This window comes from Paenibacillus sp. J31P316 (assembly GCF_056269105.1).
Genome location: NZ_JBWDNI010000020.1, coordinates 25739 through 40924, shown reverse-complemented (window position 1 = coordinate 40924; position 15186 = coordinate 25739). Strand labels below are relative to the sequence as shown.

General features: G+C 58.9%; 13 protein-coding genes. 5 read left to right on the top strand and 8 right to left on the bottom strand.

The features are described 5' to 3' along the window. Positions 1-57: 57 nt before the first annotated feature. Entirely contained in the window at positions 58-2232 is a 2175-nt protein-coding gene (locus AC0YNU_RS29605; protein WP_475763079.1) for a glycoside hydrolase family 36 protein, read from the bottom strand. Between the two features lie 186 nt (positions 2233-2418). Continuing rightward, positions 2419-3285, bottom strand: coding sequence for a helix-turn-helix domain-containing protein (locus AC0YNU_RS29600; RefSeq protein ID WP_475763077.1), 867 nt, complete (start codon positions 3283-3285; stop codon positions 2419-2421). A 145-nt stretch (positions 3286-3430) separates the two neighbouring features. Between AC0YNU_RS29600 and AC0YNU_RS29595 the strand changes: the two genes are divergently transcribed. Continuing rightward, positions 3431-6163: an alpha-L-rhamnosidase gene (locus AC0YNU_RS29595; RefSeq protein ID WP_475763075.1), complete on the top strand. Its 2733-nt coding sequence runs from the start codon at positions 3431-3433 to the stop codon at positions 6161-6163. Between the two features lie 670 nt (positions 6164-6833). Here AC0YNU_RS29595 and AC0YNU_RS29590 read toward each other — a convergent pair. From AC0YNU_RS29590 to AC0YNU_RS29570, 5 genes are all read right to left on the bottom strand, one after another. Further along, on the bottom strand, positions 6834-7619 hold the full coding sequence (locus AC0YNU_RS29590) for an SDR family oxidoreductase (RefSeq protein WP_475763073.1): 786 nt from the start codon (positions 7617-7619) through the stop codon (positions 6834-6836). A 158-nt stretch (positions 7620-7777) separates the two neighbouring features. Continuing rightward, the gene (locus tag AC0YNU_RS29585) at positions 7778-8263 is read right to left on the bottom strand and encodes a DinB family protein (protein ID WP_475763071.1); all 486 of its coding nucleotides are present in this window, start codon (positions 8261-8263) and stop codon (positions 7778-7780) included. A 321-nt stretch (positions 8264-8584) separates the two neighbouring features. Continuing rightward, positions 8585-9178, bottom strand: a complete 594-nt coding sequence (locus AC0YNU_RS29580; RefSeq protein WP_475763069.1) for an HD domain-containing protein — start codon at positions 9176-9178, stop codon at positions 8585-8587. A gap of 59 nt (positions 9179-9237) precedes the next feature. Beyond that, positions 9238-9603 carry a DUF952 domain-containing protein gene (locus AC0YNU_RS29575; protein WP_475763067.1) on the bottom strand — a complete coding sequence of 122 codons (366 nt, stop codon included), beginning with the start codon at positions 9601-9603 and terminating at the stop codon, positions 9238-9240. Further along, positions 9600-10376: a hypothetical protein gene (locus tag AC0YNU_RS29570; RefSeq protein WP_475763065.1), complete on the bottom strand. Its 777-nt coding sequence runs from the start codon at positions 10374-10376 to the stop codon at positions 9600-9602. Before AC0YNU_RS29570 ends, AC0YNU_RS29575 begins: the two co-directional genes overlap by 4 nt. Before the next feature lie 262 nt (positions 10377-10638). On the opposite strand from AC0YNU_RS29570, the gene AC0YNU_RS29565 reads away from it, so the two are divergent. From AC0YNU_RS29565 to AC0YNU_RS29550, 4 genes are all read left to right on the top strand, one after another. Beyond that, complete coding sequence (locus AC0YNU_RS29565) at positions 10639-11658, top strand: glycoside hydrolase family protein (protein ID WP_475763063.1); 1020 nt, start codon at positions 10639-10641, stop codon at positions 11656-11658. 36 nt (positions 11659-11694) lie between these two features. Beyond that, the gene (locus AC0YNU_RS29560; protein WP_475763061.1) at positions 11695-12276 is read left to right on the top strand and encodes a hypothetical protein; all 582 of its coding nucleotides are present in this window, start codon (positions 11695-11697) and stop codon (positions 12274-12276) included. A gap of 110 nt (positions 12277-12386) precedes the next feature. Beyond that, the gene (locus tag AC0YNU_RS29555) at positions 12387-13568 is read left to right on the top strand and encodes a GNAT family N-acetyltransferase (RefSeq protein ID WP_475763059.1); all 1182 of its coding nucleotides are present in this window, start codon (positions 12387-12389) and stop codon (positions 13566-13568) included. Positions 13569-13751: 183 nt separating this feature from the next. Then, positions 13752-14027 (top strand): hypothetical protein, encoded by a 276-nt coding sequence (locus AC0YNU_RS29550; protein WP_475763058.1) that lies wholly within the window; start codon positions 13752-13754, stop codon positions 14025-14027. Positions 14028-14144: 117 nt separating this feature from the next. Here AC0YNU_RS29550 and sdaAA read toward each other — a convergent pair whose 3' ends face one another. Then, positions 14145-15185, bottom strand: a complete 1041-nt coding sequence (gene sdaAA / locus AC0YNU_RS29545) for an L-serine ammonia-lyase, iron-sulfur-dependent, subunit alpha (RefSeq protein WP_475763057.1) — start codon at positions 15183-15185, stop codon at positions 14145-14147. Position 15186: the final 1 nt, after the last annotated feature.

Here is a 15186-nt window from a genome sequence, read left to right as displayed (position 1 = left end):
ATCCGGAATGCCCCGGAATGGCCGCTTTTTAACGCTCTTAATAAAAACGTTCGCGTCCTAAACCAACACCTCGAACAGCCGCGCCGTGAACCGCCCGTCAAGACGGACGGTCAGCGAGCCCTGCGATTCGTTCAGGCTCGCTCCCGCCTGCTTATCGGCATGCGCCGCGGAAGGGTAAAGCTGGCGCACCCGCGCCTCGCGTCCCCGCAGGAAATCGAGCGGCAGCGTCAAGCATTCGTCTCCGCTGTCCAGGCGCCATACGGCGATGACCGCTCTGCCCTGTTCCTCGTTCCATAATCCCGCGCTGCCGAAGGCCTGCTTGTCCCCGATCCGCATCATGCCGGTCGGCCAGATGCCGGAGGATTGCCGGATGAAGCCGCGCAGCTCCTTGAAGAGCGCGATTCCTTCCTGCGCCAGCGCGAAGTTGCGCCCGTCCGCGCGATCGATTCGTCCGGACATGTACAGGTTCGCGAGCAGGCCGTTCACCATATTAAAGATCGTCTGCTCGCCGTCCTGCATCCGCGCGGCGTCGCGTTCGAGCGCGGCATCCGCCTGCTCCCTGTCCGGGAACAGCACGGGCATCGGATACGCCCAGATGCCGGCATGCTCCGGGGCCAGCGTCGCCAGCGCTCCGGACACGATGGCCGGATACTTCCAGTAGATTTCCTGGTCGGAGGTGCTTTGCACGTCGAAGCGCTGGAGGATTCCGTAGTCCTGCCGCATGGCGCCCGAACCGCAATTTTCCCAAATGATGTTCGGTTGCCGCTCGCGGACCTCGTCCATGAAGCGGTAGAACGCGTCTACGTAATCGAGCAGACCGGCCGCTTCCGAGCCGTTCGGCTCATCGATGCCAGTGCTGACGCATTGGTTATAGTCGTTCTTGATATAGGAGACGCCCATGGCGGCGAGCCGGTCGATAACGCCGTGTACATACGCGCGAACGTCGGGATTCCGGTAGTCCAAGTAGACGCGGTCCGAAGCGCCGATCCGCCGGCCTCCACGGAGGAGGAACCAGTCGTCGGGCTTGTTGAAGAGGTCCGCTTCTTCGCCGCACACTTCGATTTCCAGCCACAGTCCGGGCAGCATGCCTTTGGCGCGAATGAGACCGAGGATACCCGGAAGTCCGTCCGGCCCGAAACGGTCGCCGCTCGGGTTCCAGTCGCCGAGCCCTTGTCCCCAGTTCGCCGTCCGCGAGCCGAACCAGCCCGCATCGATCATGAACACTTCTGCACCGGCACGGGAAGCTGCATCGATTAGCGGCACCAGGGACTCCACCGTGGGATTGCCCCAGAGGCAGTTCATGTAGTCGTTGAAAATAACGGGATATACGCTGCCCGGCGTCGGCAGCTCCCGAAGTAGCGTGCGCCGGTAACGCGTCAGCTCCCGGATGGCTTCTTGAAAGCCGCCTTTGACGCAGCCGAACGCGGCCGTCGGCGCTTGGAACGTTTCGCCGGGGGCCAGCGTCTTCCACCAGCCGCCGTAGCGTTCGCTTGCGGCATCGAGCTGCACGTATAAGCCGCCGGTCCGGCTCGTGCCGCCGAGGCTTCTCCGGCCGATCTCCATATGCCAGTGCGAGGAAGCTTCGATCTGGCCGTACCAGACCTGTCCGCATTCCACGTCCTCGATGACGATCATCGGCACGAACCGTCCCGTGCTCCACGTGCCGACGGACGAGAAATGAACCGCCGCGAAATCGGGATGCACCGCCACCGGATACACGCCGAGCTCCTCGAGGCCGGCGCTGCGCCACTGTCCTTCGCCCTCCCATGTTTGGAGGCAGTAGTGAACGCGGATTTTGGCGGGATCGTTCCAGTCGCGGATGCCCCCCGCCGCCAGTCCCTGCACGAAGAGAGAAGACACATGATCGAGTGCGATCGGTTCCGAGCCTTCATTGGTAGCGCTTACGTTTTGGCGGTAAACCGAAGCGCCGGTTACCCAGTCATAGGCGACGGTGACGGCGATACGGTGCTCCGGGTGGCGGTATATTAGCCTGAACCCGTCCGCGCGATCGATAATCTCGTGCAGCACGAGACCTTCCGTGACGCTCGAATAGCCGTCGTTCAGCGCCGCATAGCGTCCGAACGTCCGAGGGCGAACGCCCAGCTGCACGGGAGCGACGGCCAGCGGATCCAGAGCGTCGGCGCCGGCTCCGGTCGTGCCCAAGTAGGTTTGTCCCAGCTTTTGCCCGTGAGCTTTGAAAATCATCTGCATCTGTTCATGCTTCTTGTTCATGGTCGACGCCCTTCCTTAGGAACGGATAATGGCAGCGGAGCGGCAGCCGAACGCGTCTCGGGCACAGCCGCTGTCTCGCTTCAGTGTATGCCCGATGGAGGAGGGACACAATATCGAATCTTGCGGGGGAAGCTATCGGATCTTGCGGGCGGGAAGGCGAGGCGTCCGTATCTGTATCCTAAGCTTCTATGTCTCCGCCCGGCGGCGGTAATCCCGCGGAGATACTCCGTTCTTCTTCTTGAACAGCTCGTTAAAGTAAGTGATGTCCTGGTAGCCGACGGCAGACGCGATATCGCTGATTTTGCGGTCGGTGGCCCGGAGAAGGCGGCAGGCTTCGTGCATGCGGACGTTCTGATGATAGGCTTTCGGCGGCATGCCCGTGTGCTTCTTGAACATGCGGTGCAGCTGGCGCTCTCCGATGCCGGCAATGGCAGCCATCTGCTTCGCGGGTAGTTCTTGATCGAAGCGGCCGTGTATGGCGGCAATGACCGCCTCGACGCCGTCGGGGACGAGGGCAGCCGCGCCTGAGGCATCGCTTCGGCTATCCAGACGGAAGAGATAGAGGAGCAGACCCAGGACGCCCTGATAAAGCGCGGCTTCGCGGCCGGGGCGGTCCGTCTGATATTCGTCGTGAAGCCGCTGGAACATCCAGTGGAATTCCCCGTTCGAATCGCGGAACCTGCGGTATTGCTCCGATTCCAGCAAAGGCTGCAGTACCGCTCCGCCAGGTACGGAACCGACGAGATGAAGCGCGGCCTCCGGCGCGATGACGCAATTGTAGACGATGAGGGGATGCTTGGGAGCGGCAGCCGAAGGCCGGAACACATGCGATACGCCCACTGGGAGGAAGAAAATATCGCCATGCACGACGGGGAAGCCTTCCTCCCCGATATGATGCGTACCCGCCCCCTCGCTGACGTAGCTGATCTCCAGAAAATCATGCCGGTGCTCCGTAAGCTCGAAGTTCTCGATTACCCGATTGACGTAGATCGGCAAGGAAGGATTGAAGAACGTTCTCCCGGTATACAGGAGGATCGGACGATGAAGCGTCATGGCTGTATCTCCTCTTTTTGAATGTCTGAATGACCCTGAATAAAAGTCCATTTCACCCTGAAAATAATTCGTGCTTCCATCTTATACTGAGGGAACGGAACGATACAAGACAACAGTTAAGCATAGAAATGGAGCGTGCAAAAGGATGAGTATTACCGTAACATCGCTTACTTCCGAGTACCGCACGGAGCTGCTCGGGACGGACGTTCAAGCGCCTCGGTTCGGCTGGAAGCTGGATTCGGATCGCAGAGGCACGGTTCAGGAAGCCTATCGGCTTCAAGTCGCGGAGGCGAGCGGGGAATATGCGGCGCCGCTCTGGGATTCCGGCCGCGTGCTGTCGGAGGCGTCGATTCAGCTCGCGTACGCAGGTCCGGCGCTGCAGCCGCGAACGCGCTATAAGGCGCGCGTGCAGGTCTGGGACGCCTTCGGCCGCGAGTCGGATTGGAGCGAGTCCGTCTGGTGGGAAACGGCGTTCTTCTCGCCGGACGAGTGGCAGGCAAAATGGATCACGCCGGCTGCATCCGCCATCGATCCGCAAGCAGCGCCGGTATTCTTGCTGGCCAAACGGTTTGCGGTTAAGGCGGGCGTTGTATCCGCGCGCGTGTATGCGACAGCCGCAGGCGTGTACGAGCTGTACATGAACGGGGAGAAGGTCGGCGACGAGCTGCTCTCGCCGGGCTGGACCAGCTACCGTTACCGCCAGCAGTATCAGACGTATGACGTGACGAATCAAGTGACGGCCGGCGGCTTGAACGGTATCGGCGCCATGCTCGGCAACGGCTGGTACAAAGGGCGGCTGGGCTGGGAAGCCAATAAAATCAATCACTACGGCGACCGCCGCGCGCTGCTGCTGCAGCTGCATATCGTCTATGCCGATGGCACGGAAGAGGTCGTATGCAGCGACGGTTCGTGGAAAGTCGCCGAAGGCCCGATCCGGCTGGCGGACATTTACGACGGCGAGACGTACGATGCGAATCTGGAGCAGAGCGGCTGGAGCACGGCGGCGTTCGACGATTCGGCCTGGAGCGGGACGGAAACCATCGAGCTTCCCGTGGCGCAGCTGAAGGCGCAGGAGCATCAGCCGATTCGCGTGACGGAGATCATCAAGCCGAAGAGCCTCATCGTTACCCCGAGAGGCGAAACGGTGCTGGATATGGGGCAGAACATGGTCGGCCGCATTCGAATTGCGCTGGATGTACCTAAGGGTACGACGATCACGATCCGGCATGCGGAGGTGTTGGACAAGGAAGGCAATTTCTATATCGGCAATCTTCGTACGGCGAAGCAAACGATCGCGTATACAGCCGCAGGCATCGCAGGCGAAACCTACGCGCCGACGTTTACCTTCATGGGATTCCAGTATTTGAGCATCGATGGCCTTCCGGAGGGAGCTGCGGTTGGGCTGCTGGAAGCCGTCATTGGCGAAGTCATTCATTCCGACATGGCGCCGACCGGCGAGTTCGATTGCTCGAGCGACATGGTGAACCAGCTGCAGCATAATATCCAGTGGGGCCAGCGGGGGAATTTCGTCGACCTGCCGACGGATTGCCCGCAGCGCGACGAGCGTCTTGGCTGGACAGGGGACGCGCAGGTGTTCGTTCGAACGGCTGCGTTCAACTACGATGTCGCCTCGTTCTTCACCAAATGGCTGCGGGACTTGAAGGCCGATCAGCGACCGAACGGCAGCGTGCCGTTCGTCATACCGAACGCGCTCAGCTCTTCCGGGCTGCCGCCCGCGGACGAGGATATCCCGACTTCGGCCGCCTGGGGCGACGCCGCGGTTATCTGCCCATGGACGATCTATCTCTGCTATGGCGACGTCCGCTTGCTGTCGGAGCAGTACGAGAGCATGCGCGCGTGGGTCGACTATATCCGCGGCCAAGGGGACAACGAGCATCTGTGGAACACCGGCTTCCATTTCGGCGACTGGCTGGGGCTCGATGCCAAGGAAAACAGCTACGTCGGCGCAACGCCGCGGGATCTGATCGCAACGGCGTACTTCGCGTATTCGACCCGTCTGCTGCGGGAAACGGCGGTCGTGCTCGGCAAGGCGGCGGACGTTCGCAAGTACGGCGAACTGTACGAGCGGATCAAGGCGGAATTCCGGCGCGAGTTCTTGACGCCGAACGGCCGGCTGGCCGCGCCGACGCAGACCGCGCATGTGCTGGCGCTTGTGTTCGAGCTCGTCGAAGGGGACGCGAAGAAACGGATCGCGCGCGATCTCAACCAATTGGTCGTGGAGAACGACTATCACCTGACGACGGGCTTCGTCGGCACGCCGTACCTGTGCTTCGCGTTGTCGGATAACGGCTATCATGCGACAGCGGTTAAGCTGCTCATGCAAGAGACGTACCCATCGTGGCTCTACTCCGTATCGAAAGGCGCGACGACGATCTGGGAGCACTGGGACGGCATCAAGCCGGACGGCTCGTTCTGGAGCGACGACATGAACTCCTACAATCACTACGCTTACGGCGCGGTCGGCGAGTGGATGTACCGTTACGTGGCCGGTCTTGATATGGATGAAACCGAGGCGGCGTATAAGAAAATCCGCATTCGCCCTCGTTATGCGGACGGCGCGCTGACGCATGCGCGCGCGGCGCTGGAATCGCCGTACGGCCGGATCGAATCCGGCTGGAAGCAGGAGGCGGGAGAGACGGTCGTACGCATCGCCATCCCGGCGAACACGACGGCGGATGTTATTCTGGAAGGCGTCACGCTGGCCGAGCTGCAGGAAAGCGGCATTTCGGCTGCGGCTGCCGACGGCGTGCAGGCGGCGGCCGACTCCGATAGCGGCGTTCTCCTGACCGTCGGATCGGGCGAGTATGCGTTTCGTTACGCGGTGAAGCAGCAGGTGGAGGAGCCGGTGCTGGCATAGCAGCGAAGGACGATCATACGCGGGAGATTGGACGCGACAAGCCCCGAAGGAGCCGATAGGCTCTTTCGGGGCTTGTTGTTGTTGAGGCCGGCGAACGGCCTAGGGGGGCGCTGACGAGTTCGGATACTCGAAAAAGCTGCAGCCGGGTGCGCAGGACGTATCATGATGTTAGTTTAAGGGCTGGAGTCGAGCGTGCGCAGTCGTCAGGAGGCTCGAAAAAGCTGCAATCGAGCGTGGGCAGTCGTCTAGACTTGGAAAAACCGCAATCGAGCGGTGGCGGTAGTCCGTTCCCTCCGAAATAACTGCAAATCTGCAGTTATTTTTGAGTTAAAACCCGGCGATAACGAAATAACTGCAAAAATGCAGTTATTCATCCGGGTTAATGCTGAACAGACTCGAAATCGGCGAAATAGCTGCAGATTTGCAGCTATTTTCGATTTTCGGGCGTAATGGGCGGAAATAAGTGCAGAATTGCAGTTATTTCCTTTCGACGCAAGCCAAGCTGCGTGGAATTTCATTCATTCATTCATTCATGCGTGCTGTTGCGACCGGCTGCCTTTTACCCACTGCCGGCCTGCATGGATATCGCATAGACAGCAGCAAGCCCCTCGGCAGCGAGCTCACCAAGGCAATGGCTAAATGCCCCGCACCAGTCCGCCGTTCACCATCGCTAAATGCCCCGCACCAGTCCGCCGTCCACCATCAGGCTTTGGCCGGTCACGTAGCTGTTCGCAGGCGAGACCAGGAAAGCGACGTAGCGGGCGAATTCGTTCGGATGGCCGTAGCGTCCGATGCCGATTTCACGCTCGGATTTCGCAACAAGCTCCTCGTACGGGATGCCCGTGCTTGCCGCGCGCGCCTCGTCCAGCGTCCGGATGCGGTCCGTATCGAAGCGGCCCGGCGCGGCGGAGTTGATCAAGATGTTGCGCGGCGCGTATTCGTCAGCCAGCGTCTTGATCAGCCCCTGCACGCCCAGGCGCAGCGCGTTGCTGAGCACGAGGCCCGGGAGCGGCTGCTTGATCGATATCGAGGAGACGTAGACGATCCGTCCGCCCTCCGCGGAGAAATGGGGGAGCGTCTGCCGGATCAATCGCACGACGCTCATCAGATTCAGCTGAAACGCCGATTCCCATTGCTCGTCCGTAATCGCGATGAACGGTCCGGCCGGCGGGCCGCCTGCGTTGCACACGAGCCCGTCGATTTGGCCGAATCGGTCCACGCTCGCCGCGATAAGCGATTCGATATCCGCGGTCGAGGAGAGATCGGCGCGCACCGCAAGCACGTCGCCGCCGGTCGCCGAGCGGATCTCGGCCGCCGCCGCTTCGATCGTTTCCGTATTTCTGCCGCAGATGACGACATTCGCGCCCTCCTGCGCAATGCGCAGCGCGGCTGCTTTTCCAAGCCCCTTGCTAGCTGCCGTCACGATGACGGTCCGTCCTTTGAGTTCCAAATCCATCCTATTCAAACCTCCTCAGATGATGATGCGGGTGCACGTTGTGCGTCCTAGTTGATTATTTCTTTGAAGCGTTAGCCTGATTATACCTCACGGAAAAGACAAAAGCCGAACGAAGCTCAGGCATGGCCTGTTTCGTCCGGCTGTTATGTTATTGCATATTAGGCTTTTCCCGCGGCTTCCCTCTCTGCAAAACGCTGCAGCAGGCGGATCGCAGTAACATGCATACCCTCGTGATAGAGGGTATAGCTTAGAAATTCGTAAACGGTACGCAGCGTTACTCCGTTCTTGGTCGTGTAAGGTGCCTGTACTTCTTCGTGTAACCGATCTCCCAGCGACTGCATGATGCGTACGGGCTGCTCAGCAAGCAGCTTGATTAGTACCGCTGATGCAGGAAGCTCCCCGACCCAATCGGCCGGCTTGGTGCCGCTTGCAAACCACTGCTCGAAGTTGTCCGGCAGCAGCAACGGCTCGCCGGCAAAATGAAAGGCAAACCTCTCCTGAACGAAGTATATATGCCCCAAATTCCACCGGACATTATTGTTGAATCCTGCCGGAACGTCATCTAACTGATTCTCCGATAGCCCTTCAACGGCACGAATGGTCAACTGACGGATAGATTCAAGCTGCTTGAATAATGGGTCCATCGCATATTCCTCGCTTATTTATCGTATTTAATACCGGGACTGTAAAAGTCCCACGGGGACAAATAACGTCCTTGTGTTGATTTTATCATCCATTGGTGGATGAGGCAACCTTATTCCCATTTCGGATCCTTTAGTTTCTGCATTGCTTATGTTCTGCTTTGCTTATGTCCTGCTTTGCTTATGTTCTGCTTTGCTTATGTTCTGCTTTGCTAATGTTCTGCTTTGCTAATGTTCTGCATTGCTTATGTTCTGCTCTGCTAATATCCCGCTTAGCTTATGTTCCACTCTGCTCTTGAGCCGGAAGCTAAGACGGTCTTCAAGCTAAGTCAACAGATACCCCTTGGCGACCGCCTCCTCCAACAGTTCATCGACGAATTGCCCCAAGGCGGGAGCGGCTTCGGCAATGACGGCCATTCTTTTCTTGACAGCGCCCACCGTCACTTGATGGGCCTTCCAAGCCTTGCCTTCGGTATAGAAATTATGCAGCACCGGATGAAGCCGATCCATCGCCGCGGCATATTGGGCTTCTGCTGTCCGGCCTTCCTCGAACTCGATCCACAACGCCATCCACGTCTCCTGCTGGTCCGCCGGAAGCAGTCCGAAGATCCGTTTGGCCGCCGCTAATTCGCGCTCCCATTTATCCTCGTAGCCTTTGACGTCGTAGGCGAACGTATCGCCCGCATCGATCTCGACCAAATCATGAATGAGCAGCAGGTGCACGACCTTCTTCAGGTCCAGCTCTTGATGGACGGCATGCTCTTGCAGCAATAAGGCCATGACGGCAATATGCCACGTATGCTCGGCGTCATTTTCGCGCCGCGAGCCGTTCATCAAGTACGATTGGCGCAGTACATGCTTGAGCTCGTCAATCTCGCGTATGAATTCGATCTGTTGTCTGATCCGTTCTGCTTCCACCTCGAAAATCTCCTTCGTCTTGCATGATTTCAGTTATCGGTTCGTTACTGTGAATTTTATCATGGGCGAGAGGATTCACAACAGGACCTATGTCTTGCAGTCAATACGGCTTTGCCCTCTACCACGTCCCGCACGTGGTAGATGTCTTTAACGGCATCGATATTTAATGGCCCATAGATATGGGGGAAGTCCTGATTCAACGCATACAAATCCTCATAGATTACAGGTTCGCGAACCTCATCTGCATTGATCTCGAGTAAAAGCAAATCATGCTGTCCGTTATGCAATCGGCTGGCCAAAGCATCGATCTGGGTCTGCGTGCAACAGTGTATGAATCCATCCGCGACGAGGCTGGGAGGCTCGTGGCGATTAAGCTCTCGGGCCAGATTCCATTCCTGTCCGTGGATAAAATGATAGATGCTCACGATTGCGCCTCTTTCGCGTTATCCCACCAGTCCTTCGCGCGATGCAGAAAGTCGCTGCCTGCTTCGATCAACTTCAGCGCATCGGCCACGGATGATTTATTCGATGCATGGATGAGAAGGGCTTCGTAAAATGCGCGTATGCTGCGTCCTGCGGGTGTATGGTCGGGCAGCAGCGCCATCGCTTGGATTTTGGGCAGCGCCCAAATGTTGCCCGTACCGTTCTGTTGAATGGTCAGCATCTGATAGAGAGCAGGCCATACCGCGGTGCAGAAAGCTCGAACGGACTTCTGCAATCGCTCGTCTCCGTGCCCGAGCAGTTCTTCGGTACGAAATCGACTTGCGGGGCGTAATTCATCTAAATCATTGCGGGCACGGGCGTATAGTTGTTCGTTCGTTAACTCGCCTAACAGCAGTCGCCCCTGGACAAGCTCATAGGTATTGGCTGCCAGACTGCCGTACTGCGCATGAGACGGCGTTAGGACCCTGGTCTGAATGTATTGATAAGGCGACGGATCCATGGCGGAAAGCTCCTTATGAATGGATAGCGCAAGCGGCAACGGGAGCTGCCCGCTCTCAACTACCGCGGCATCCTCCAGATACAATTGAAAATCGATATCGCTCCAGCCTTCGATGAATCCTCCCTTCACCGCGGAGCCGTGAACGACCAGCCCGATAAACCACTGCCCGGCGTGACGAAGGTAAATATCCGCGACTTGCCGCACGATCGATCGCGTTTGTTCGAACCGTTTGGAGTTCCCCTCACTATCTAGCAATGGACTCAACCCTTCCCTATGTGGCTCATGAAAATTAGATCAGATTAACATTTATTGGGCATGGGTACAAGATTTATTTTATTCGCAAAATCCCGAATCGAAGAAGAGGCGAGAGTTGCACCAAGCAGGGATGGGCGAAGCGATGCCGAATCCGTACAGAAGGCGCTTGGGATGCTGATATGACGTGCACGGAAAGCGCTTCCGAATTGCGCAGGCAGCAGTCGGACATTCTTTCATCAACGGATTGGAGCGAAGGAAGAATATGATCACTCAGGGGATTGAAAAGTATTTAACGCCGTATAAACTGGATCGTCCCGTGCTGACGGGTTCGGGCGCGCCGGGCGCTTATGACGAGCTCGCCGTGGACTGCCCGTTCGTGTTTCAGCATCAAGGCAAATTCTTCATGCTGCATATCGGCTTCAACGGCGTCGCCTACCAAACGGCGCTGGCGACGAGCGATAATCTGATCGATTGGTCGCCGTACGGCGTCATTCTGAGGCGCGGCGAGGGCAACGGCTGGGATAGCCGCAATGCGGCGGGCTGCTGGTTGCTGCGCGAGAACGACCTCGACGGCGTGCCGAAGCTGAAGAAGTGGAACGACCGCTACTGGCTCGTCTATCATGCGTATCCGGACGACGGTTACGAAGCCGGACCGGCGCGGATCGGATTGGCATGGACGCAGGACGAGGACCTGTTGACGTGGAATCGCCTGCCGGAGCCGATTCTGACGCCGGAAGACGGGGAAGAGTGGGAGCGCGGCGGCCTTTACAAGGAGTGCATCATCGAGCATGAAGGAAAGTTCTACATGTTCTATAATGCCAAAAACATGCCGGATGCCGACGATTACTGGATCGAGCAAACCGGGTACGCGGTGTCCGACAATCTGACCGATTGGACGCGCTCCGCCGCGAATCCGATCTTGCGCGTGGCCGAGGGACGATGGGATTCGCGCTTCGTGAGCGATCCTTGCGTCGTGAAGGACGGGGATCGCTGGCTCATGTATTTCTTCGGCTTCGACGGCCGCCATGCGCAGGAAGGCCTAGCGTTATCGGACGATTTGACGGCATGGACGAAGCTCGAGGAACCGATTCTGCGCCACGGCGAAGCGGGCGAGATCGATGCCATTCATGCGCATAAGCCGAGCGTCGTCATGCACGAAGGCGTGCTGTACCACTACTACTGCGCCTGCCGTCCGAACCGGCCCGGCGATCCCACGACGAATTTCGGCAGCGAGTTCCGCACGATCTGCGTGGCCACGTCGCAGCCGCTGGCGTGGGGATAGTCGACAAATGGTTGGCGGTCTGATAAGGAGGTTAAAATGTCAGACAGAACGACAAGCAATGCCATTCGCCATGAAGCTGATCTGATATTGACCGAATATGGGCTTCAGGACGCACTGGCTGCATACGGACAGCCTGTCGTGCAAGGCAGCTATGCCTTGGATTTGATGACATGGCGGGACCTGGATATCTATTTGGTGACGGAGGACCGGAGTACGTCCCGGTTCTTCGAATTAGGCAAAGCGATTTGCGAATGCGTGCAGCCGTCCAAGATGAGCTACAGGAACGAGCTGAACGGCGAGTCGGCTCATTTGCCGAAAGGGCTCTATTGGGGAACGTATGCCGACTTGTTCGGCCAAACGTGGAAAATCGACGTATGGGCGATCGATTCGGAGCAGTATAAGCAGAAGGAAGCGGCGTTCGCGCAGCTGCAGGCCCGGCTTAATGACGGCAATAGGCCTGTCATTCTCGACTTGAAGAACGAGCTGTACCTGCATGCGGATTATCGGAAACGCTTCTTCAGCGTCGATATCTATGAAGCCGTGTTCGAAGGCGTTCAATCGAAGGAACAATTCTCCGCTTGGCTGGAACGGCATCGGGGCCTGAGCTATTCCTTTTAGCGGAAAACACTTACACATCACGAGATGGCCCGGCTTCTAGCGAGGCAGGCAAGAAACGCCTCTGAGACTGGGCTCGTCTCGTCCAACTTGCATGAAATGAGGGATACGCCATGAATGAATTACGTACGCTGCGTCGGGAGGAGCTCGCGGAGAGCTTCGCTTTGTCCGAGTTTGCGTTTCAATATGAGCTGAGTGCAGCGGACAGGGAAGAGCAGATCGGCCGAGCCGACGAGAAGCAGATGTGGGGCTATTTCGTGGAAGGCCGATTGGCCGCCAAGCTCCAGCTAATTCCGCTGCATATCTGGGTGAACGGTCGGCGCTTCGCGATGGGCGGGATCGGGGGCGTAGCCAGCTGGCCGGAATACCGCCGCGGCGGCATGGTCGCGCAGCTGCTCGGCCAATCGCTCAGGGAAATGCGGGATAACGGGCAGACGGTGTCCATGCTGTCGCCGTTCAAATTCGAGTTCTATCGCAAATACGGCTGGGAAGCTTTCGTCGATCAACTCCACTATGACATTCCCGTCGACAAGCTGCCCAAATTCGAAGCGGCCGAAGGCAGCACTGTCAGGCGCGAGGCCAAGGACTGGAAGCTGCTGAACGCCATCTACGTCGACTACGCGAAGCAATTCAACGGCATGATGGATCGCGACGAAGCGTGGTGGACGAGCGTTTTGCGCAAGAAAGGCATGACGGCCGTCTACAGGAACCCGCAGGGAGAACCTCGGGGGTATGTGTATTACCACGTGAGCAATCGGGCGGCGACGCTGCATGAGCTGGTGTTCCTGGATGAAGAAGCGAGAAGAGGGCTGTGGAAATTCATTGCCGATCACGACTCGATGATCGCGAAGGTAGAGGTTAAGGCGCCCGTGGACGATCAGCTTCCGTTCCTGACGCATGATCCCAGGTTCAAGCAGGAGCGGATCCCGTATTTCTCGGCGCGGATCGTCGATGTCGAAGCGTTTCTGAAGCAGTATGCTTTTGCCGTTGGCGCTGCGGCGGAACCGATCGATCTGGCGATTACGGACAAGCATGCGGACTGGAATCAGGGGATCTACCGGCTGGCGTTTACGAATAACGGGGAACCTGCCGCGGTCACGAAGCTCGGTGAAGGCGAGGTGCCGGAGGATGGCATGCTGAGCTGCACGATTCAAACGCTGGCGGCTCTTCTTATGGGGTATCAACGAGCGGGCTTCATGGCGCGCATCGGGCGACTTCAAGGCTCGCAAGCGAAGGTTAGCCTCTTGGAGGCGGCCATTCCGCAGCGTACGCCGTATTTGACGGATTTCTTCTAGATCGAGCGCTAGCAGGCGGTCGTCTTGAACGGCAGCGAGCTTGCGGGTTGAACAAGGGGCGTTCCTTCGGGAGCGCCTTTTTCGATTCGCCCAAATCTATGAAAATCCCAGTCATCTTCCCATGCGCCGGAATAGATTAATAGAGTACTAGATTCAAAGGCACCAAAATGGGAGGAATGGCGGATGGCGATCAGCAAAAAAGAGCTTGCGAAGTATACAGGCAAGAAGATCTACGCGGTCAAGAAGGACGGAACTGTCGTGACGGGGACATTGGCGCAAATTTCGGGCAATCGCGTGGTTCTTGTGCAGGAAAAAGGGAAGACGGTCAAAACGAAGGCGCTTCTCCCCTTGGTACTCTTCGATTTGCTGGCGATTGGCTTATTCACCGGATTTGGCGAGTTTGGCGGTTACGGCGGGTATGACGGATATGGGTACGGCGGGTATGACGGTTTCTATTAAGGGATTTTTATGAAGGCTTCTATGAAGGGATAAGAAGAGGCGCTCTTCTCCGCGATCGATGCGGAGGGAGCGCTTTTTTTGTGTTGAAAGAGCGCCGAAGATAGGCGGAGTGTGCCGCTACTTCTTCTTCTTCAAATCCTTCATGATCTGCTGCCCGGTCGGCGTCTGGGCCAGCCCGCCCCTGGCGGTCTCGCGCAGCGTGTCCGGCATGGCGGTGCCCACCTCCAGCATGACCTGAACGACTTCGTCGGAAGGGATGACGCTGCGCACGCCGGCAAGCGCCATGTCGGCCGCGGCGAGCGCGGTGACGGCGCCGAAGCCGTTGCGGACGATGCAGGGCACCTCCACCAGGCCGCCGACGGGATCGCAGACGAGGCCGAGCGAGTTCTTGAGCGCCAGGCCGACGGCGTGGATGGCCTGCGCCGGCTTCCCGCCGCGGACGTCCGCCAGCGCGCCGGCGGCCATGCCGATCGCGGAGCCGACCTCCGCCTGGCAGCCGCCCTCCGCGCCGGAGACGAAGGAATTGTTGGCGATGACGTAGCCGATCGCGCCCGCGGCGAACAGGCCGTACGTCATGTCCTCGTCGCTCCAGCCGAACCGCTCCTGGCAGCTGACGAATACGCCGGGGATGATGCCGCAGGAGCCGGCGGTCGGCGTCGCGATGATGCGGCCCATCGAGGCGTTGACCTCGGAGACGGCCAGCGCGTAGCCCATCGCGAGGCTCGCCTCGTCGCCGAGCAGCGTATGCCCGCCGGGAGGCGCCGCGTCAGCGATAATCCTCGTTTCAGCGCTGAGCACAGGGTCCGCGGCGGTTGCAGCTTCCGTACCGGGCGACCCCGACGCGCCGGTCGCCACTCCCGCGCCGGTCGCCACTCCCGCGCCGGTCGCCGACCCCGCGCCAGATGCGGCTTCGCCGCCGCGATAGGCCAAGACGCGCTTCGCGTCCTGGCCGGTGAGTCCGCTGCGGGACGTCGTGTCCTCCGTCAAGCCGCGGCGGACGGCCTCTTTCATGATTCCGTAGTACGCGGCCATTTGCCGAAATTCTTCCTCGGGCGCCTTACCGGTCTCCCCGGCCTGTTCCTGCAGCATGTACCGGCCGATGGACAATCCGGCTGCTTCCGCCTGCTCGGCGAGCTGCCGCAGCGTTCGAAAATGCATG

Excerpts from the sequence above, each read along its gene's own strand:
- AC0YNU_RS29605 (WP_475763079.1), bottom strand. The coding sequence starts at position 2,232 with ATGAACAAGAAGCATGAACAGATGCAGATGATTTTCAAAGCTCACGGG.
- AC0YNU_RS29550 (WP_475763058.1), top strand. The coding sequence starts at position 13,752 with ATGGCGATCAGCAAAAAAGAGCTTGCGAAGTATACAGGCAAGAAGATC.
- AC0YNU_RS29560 (WP_475763061.1), top strand. The coding sequence starts at position 11,695 with ATGTCAGACAGAACGACAAGCAATGCCATTCGCCATGAAGCTGATCTG.
- AC0YNU_RS29600 (WP_475763077.1), bottom strand. The coding sequence starts at position 3,285 with ATGACGCTTCATCGTCCGATCCTCCTGTATACCGGGAGAACGTTCTTC.
- AC0YNU_RS29595 (WP_475763075.1), top strand. The coding sequence starts at position 3,431 with ATGAGTATTACCGTAACATCGCTTACTTCCGAGTACCGCACGGAGCTG.
- AC0YNU_RS29590 (WP_475763073.1), bottom strand. The coding sequence starts at position 7,619 with ATGGATTTGGAACTCAAAGGACGGACCGTCATCGTGACGGCAGCTAGC.
- AC0YNU_RS29565 (WP_475763063.1), top strand. The coding sequence starts at position 10,639 with ATGATCACTCAGGGGATTGAAAAGTATTTAACGCCGTATAAACTGGAT.
- AC0YNU_RS29555 (WP_475763059.1), top strand. The coding sequence starts at position 12,387 with ATGAATGAATTACGTACGCTGCGTCGGGAGGAGCTCGCGGAGAGCTTC.
- sdaAA (WP_475763057.1), bottom strand. The coding sequence starts at position 15,185 with ATGCATTTTCGAACGCTGCGGCAGCTCGCCGAGCAGGCGGAAGCAGCC.
- AC0YNU_RS29585 (WP_475763071.1), bottom strand. The coding sequence starts at position 8,263 with ATGGACCCATTATTCAAGCAGCTTGAATCTATCCGTCAGTTGACCATT.